General features: G+C 30.7%; 5 protein-coding genes. All 5 read right to left on the reverse strand.

Annotated elements, in window-relative coordinates; translation table 11 throughout:
- Window positions 1–158: 158 nt before the first annotated feature.
- Complete coding sequence (locus EIC27_RS06385) at window positions 159–386, reverse strand: type IV secretion system DNA-binding domain-containing protein (protein WP_162298363.1); 228 nt, start codon at window positions 384–386, stop codon at window positions 159–161.
- Window positions 370–1,524 carry a type IV secretion system DNA-binding domain-containing protein gene (locus EIC27_RS06390; protein WP_126045232.1) on the reverse strand — a complete coding sequence of 385 codons (1,155 nt, stop codon included), beginning with the start codon at window positions 1,522–1,524 and terminating at the stop codon, window positions 370–372. Before EIC27_RS06390 ends, EIC27_RS06385 begins: the two co-directional genes overlap by 17 nt.
- A 39-nt stretch (window positions 1,525–1,563) precedes the next feature.
- Entirely contained in the window at window positions 1,564–2,526 is a 963-nt protein-coding gene (locus EIC27_RS06395; RefSeq protein WP_126045233.1) for a hypothetical protein, read from the reverse strand.
- The gene (locus EIC27_RS06400) at window positions 2,519–3,574 is read right to left on the reverse strand and encodes a PDDEXK nuclease domain-containing protein (protein ID WP_126045234.1); all 1,056 of its coding nucleotides are present in this window, start codon (window positions 3,572–3,574) and stop codon (window positions 2,519–2,521) included. Before EIC27_RS06400 ends, EIC27_RS06395 begins: the two co-directional genes overlap by 8 nt.
- On the reverse strand, window positions 3,567–3,813 hold a 247-nt coding region (locus EIC27_RS07320; RefSeq protein ID WP_162298364.1), incomplete at its 5' end, for a hypothetical protein. The genes EIC27_RS07320 and EIC27_RS06400, both read right to left, overlap by 8 nt.

Below are 3,813 nucleotides of genomic sequence, written 5' to 3' on the forward strand. Positions count from 1 at the left end.
TTCTTTTTTTCTAATAGCATCATTAGCCTCTATTTTTTTAGGCTTTTGTTCTACCACTTATTTTTATTCTTGCCTAGATGCCCTTATTTTAGCGCTTACTTATTTGCAATAGTTTCTGCTCTCTCTTTAGAATATATCTTAGATATCGCAGTCATATCTTACATCCCCAGTACAAAACACCCACCATAAGACCTCGCTGTTGTAAGTCCATCTATTAAATTTGGTATAGGATTATCAAAATATCCTAACTCATCTATTATAAACCATATCTTTGGTTTGTTGCTTCCTTCACTCAAAGATCTCATTGCATTAATTGCTATATCCATCTGCGCTGTAATAAGTGGGTTTAAATCTCTCTTAGCTTCTGCTTTAGATGCTAAAAACAAAAATCCATTTTGTCCCTTTTTTATTCCATGTATTACTTAAAACCCAATCCCTAATAGAAAAACAATTCTCATTACTTCTATATAATTTAAGCGGTCTTAAATAGGAGCTCAATATCATTAATACTGAAAGTGCAGCCTTTTCTATCCCTTCATTCATAATCTTCTCTGCATAGGTGCTTTTTAACATTTGCTGCAACTTTCCTATATCCGTTTTTAATAACTTATCTGCAAACTCTGCCAACGATATATCATTATTTGCATAAATATTAGCCATTTCTGTAAATACTACTCTCGCTGCATCAGTCCATGTTGGATCCTGTGAATCAACAGGTATTAATGATTTTGCAATCGTTGCAAAACCTGTAAGTGCTGTTGTTTCTTTAAATATTGACCAATTTCTTCCTCTTTGATCTAATGGATTTAATATTGTATCTGTATCCTTTCTATAACAACTCTTGATATAATCACCCTTAACATCTACTATAATAGCTTTATCTCCTCTCTCATGTATAGAAAATAGCAATTCCTTTATTACTGATGTTTTTCCAGACCCTGTAGACCCTAGGATCATAGTATGAGACTGCTCCCCTGATGTATAGGAATCTGGACTACCTGTAATAGGATATGGTATTTTTATTATTGGTAATGGTTTATATCTAAATTTTGTATTATGCCTGACTATTTCTTTTTTAAGCTTTTTGAGTGGGATTAAAAATACTCCTCTTAACTCTAAACTTGCTGTTTTCCTTTTTCCTGATCTAAAAAAATATACGAGTACTAGTAAAATCACTAACCCAGATGTAACACCACCAATTGTTAAGCCTTTATAAAAAGTTGTTTCTAATTTCTCTCCTAATCTATTGAGTATTGGGTTTTCTTTTGCATATTTTACTTTTTGTACCCTCTTATATCCATAATCTGTATAATACTCTACTTCTGCATTATCATTAAATGCTATATCTCTTTTTATATATGCTCCTATATTCTTCCATTCAATAGGGTTTATATCTGTATAAAATGTATATCCTAATGCAATAACTATAATTAATAATATAAACCTTATCAGTATCTTCCATACCTGTAGGTTCATTCTTACGGAATGTATTGCTAATTGGCCACCTTTTACAAAATTACTCATCTTATTTACTCTATCACTTAATTCTCATCTTTAAATATATCACTCATAATCTTCCATAATACTTGTCTCCCAAATTATATGACTATATTCCTGCATATTAATGTGAAGTCTAAGTGGTGATATATTCTTTAAAAAATACTTATCTTTTCTTAATTCTTCCCATATCTCAGTTACTATAAATTCACATGGACAATTATTTAATTCAGGTATTTTTGATTTATAAAGATATGGCTGGTTATATTTAAAATAATGGAATAATATTTTTGCTCTTGTGTCTGTAAGTTTTAAATTACTCATTGATTTTACTTTATCCACTAACTTATCTAGCTCTTTCATTTCCTTTTCAGTCAACCCTTTCTGTCCTTTTAGTGCAAATTCTCCTATCTTATACTTTATTTCTTTTAAATCTTTCTGGTTACGCTCAGCGTTCTTTATATGAGTTTGTACATCATGCTCTATGATGTATTCACATTCCTCTAATATTGGAATGAAATCCTTTTGCATTATTCTATAGTCATCTATCACTTTTTCTATATCACTGCTTACCTCAACTCCTTCTAAATAATTTCCATGCTGATCAACATATTTTTCATATTCCACTTGTTTTGAGATGTAGTTTTGCTTTAGTGCTATAACATGCTCTTTAGCTCTTTTTACCTTTTCTAAAACTTCTTTTTCTTCAGTTTTTTTCTTGATTTTAATCAGTGCCTCTTGTTTACGCTTATAACCCAATGTTTTATGTTCATCTAGTAAGCCAACACTCGCTCCTACATTTTCTAGGCCTTCCATAACAGTGCTAAATACCGTACTCACATAAATAGCTCTTAATATATAAAAAGAACTAACTATTATAGCTATTATTATTAGGATTTTCTTAACACTAAAAATTGGACTTATTGGTTTTGGCATTTTTACTGGATGCCTTTTTCCTATGTTTTTCTCTTCACGCTTTAGCTTAATCAAAAATTTAATTATTTTTGTGATCAAATCATTCCTATTCATCTTCCTCTCCTTCATCTATGTCATTCACATTTTTAGCCATCTCTTTTTCTAAATCTTCAATACTTGGCAATGACTCCTTGAATTTTTCTGGTAATATTTCACCTAATTTATATTCAGCTAAACATATAGGTTTTGAAATATCTCTAATTGCATATTCTGCTGCAACTTTGTTCTTTGATTTGCATAAAAGAATACCTATTGAAGGATTATCATCTTTATGTCTTAGTTTGTCATCAACTACTGATAAATAAAAGTTAAGTTTTCCTGTATATTCTGGTTTAAACTTGGTGTTTTTTAGCTCTATAACCACATAACATCTTAATTTCACATTGTAGAACAACATATCCATAAAATAATCATCTCCCCCTACTTCTAAGTGATACTGATTACCTAAAAAAGCAAAGCCGTCACCAAGCTCTAAAAGGAACTTTTGCATCTGTGCAATCAATCCTTTTTCAATCTCTCTTTCATGAGCATCATCAGTTACGTTGAGGAAATCAAAGCAATATGGGTCTTTCATCATGTTTTGAGCAAGATCAGACTGTAAATTTGGTAATTTAGCATCAAAATTAGTTATCGCTTCTCCTTGTCTTTTATATAAATTGCTTTCTATTTGCAAAACTAATACATTCCTAGACCAACCATGTTTTATTGTTTTTTTGATATAAAACTCTCTTTCTTCTTTATGTGATACTTTGTCTATAAGTGTAATGTTATGATACCAGGTTATTTGTGCAAGCACCTCTTGCACAAATTGATAATCCTTATATTCTGCTGCAAATTTACGCATATATTTAAGATTTCTTGTGCCTAATCCTTTCATTTCTGGAAATGCGCCTTGCAAATCCTTAGATAGCTTTTCTATTATCTTCGCACCCCACCCATGTTTTTCTTGGCTCTCAAGAATCTTTTGTCCTATATGGTGATAAAGTAATATCATCTCCTTATTTACACTTAAACTAGCTTTATAACGTGACTCCGCTACACGCTTTTTGAGATCTTTTATTAGTAAACTATACTCTTGATAAATTACTTCGTTCTTAGTCATTGTCTTTTACTCCAAAATCTTTGTACTCTTTTAATAACTGGATAAATATTGCGATTTCTGTATTACTATTAAGTAACTGATACCTCTCATCTGGGATTAGTATCCCTGTAACATTATCTACTTTTTTTACTTCAAAGTGCTTTTGTGCTTCTAGTATTTCTAATATTAGGTCTTTATATGGTAATAGGGCTTTCAGTGCAGATAAAGGTATAGAGCTACCATATCTTACGTTATAATCT

It is taken from the genome of Candidatus Aquarickettsia rohweri (assembly GCF_003953955.1).
In the GTDB taxonomy this organism is placed as follows: domain Bacteria; phylum Pseudomonadota; class Alphaproteobacteria; order Rickettsiales; family Midichloriaceae; genus Aquirickettsia; species Aquirickettsia rohweri.

Bases quoted from the DNA above. Each gene is read 5' to 3' on its own strand.
- EIC27_RS06390 (WP_126045232.1), bottom strand. From the start codon at position 1,524: ATGAGTAATTTTGTAAAAGGTGGCCAATTAGCAATACATTCCGTAAGA.
- EIC27_RS06395 (WP_126045233.1), bottom strand. From the start codon at position 2,526: ATGAATAGGAATGATTTGATCACAAAAATAATTAAATTTTTGATTAAG.
- EIC27_RS06400 (WP_126045234.1), bottom strand. From the start codon at position 3,574: ATGACTAAGAACGAAGTAATTTATCAAGAGTATAGTTTACTAATAAAA.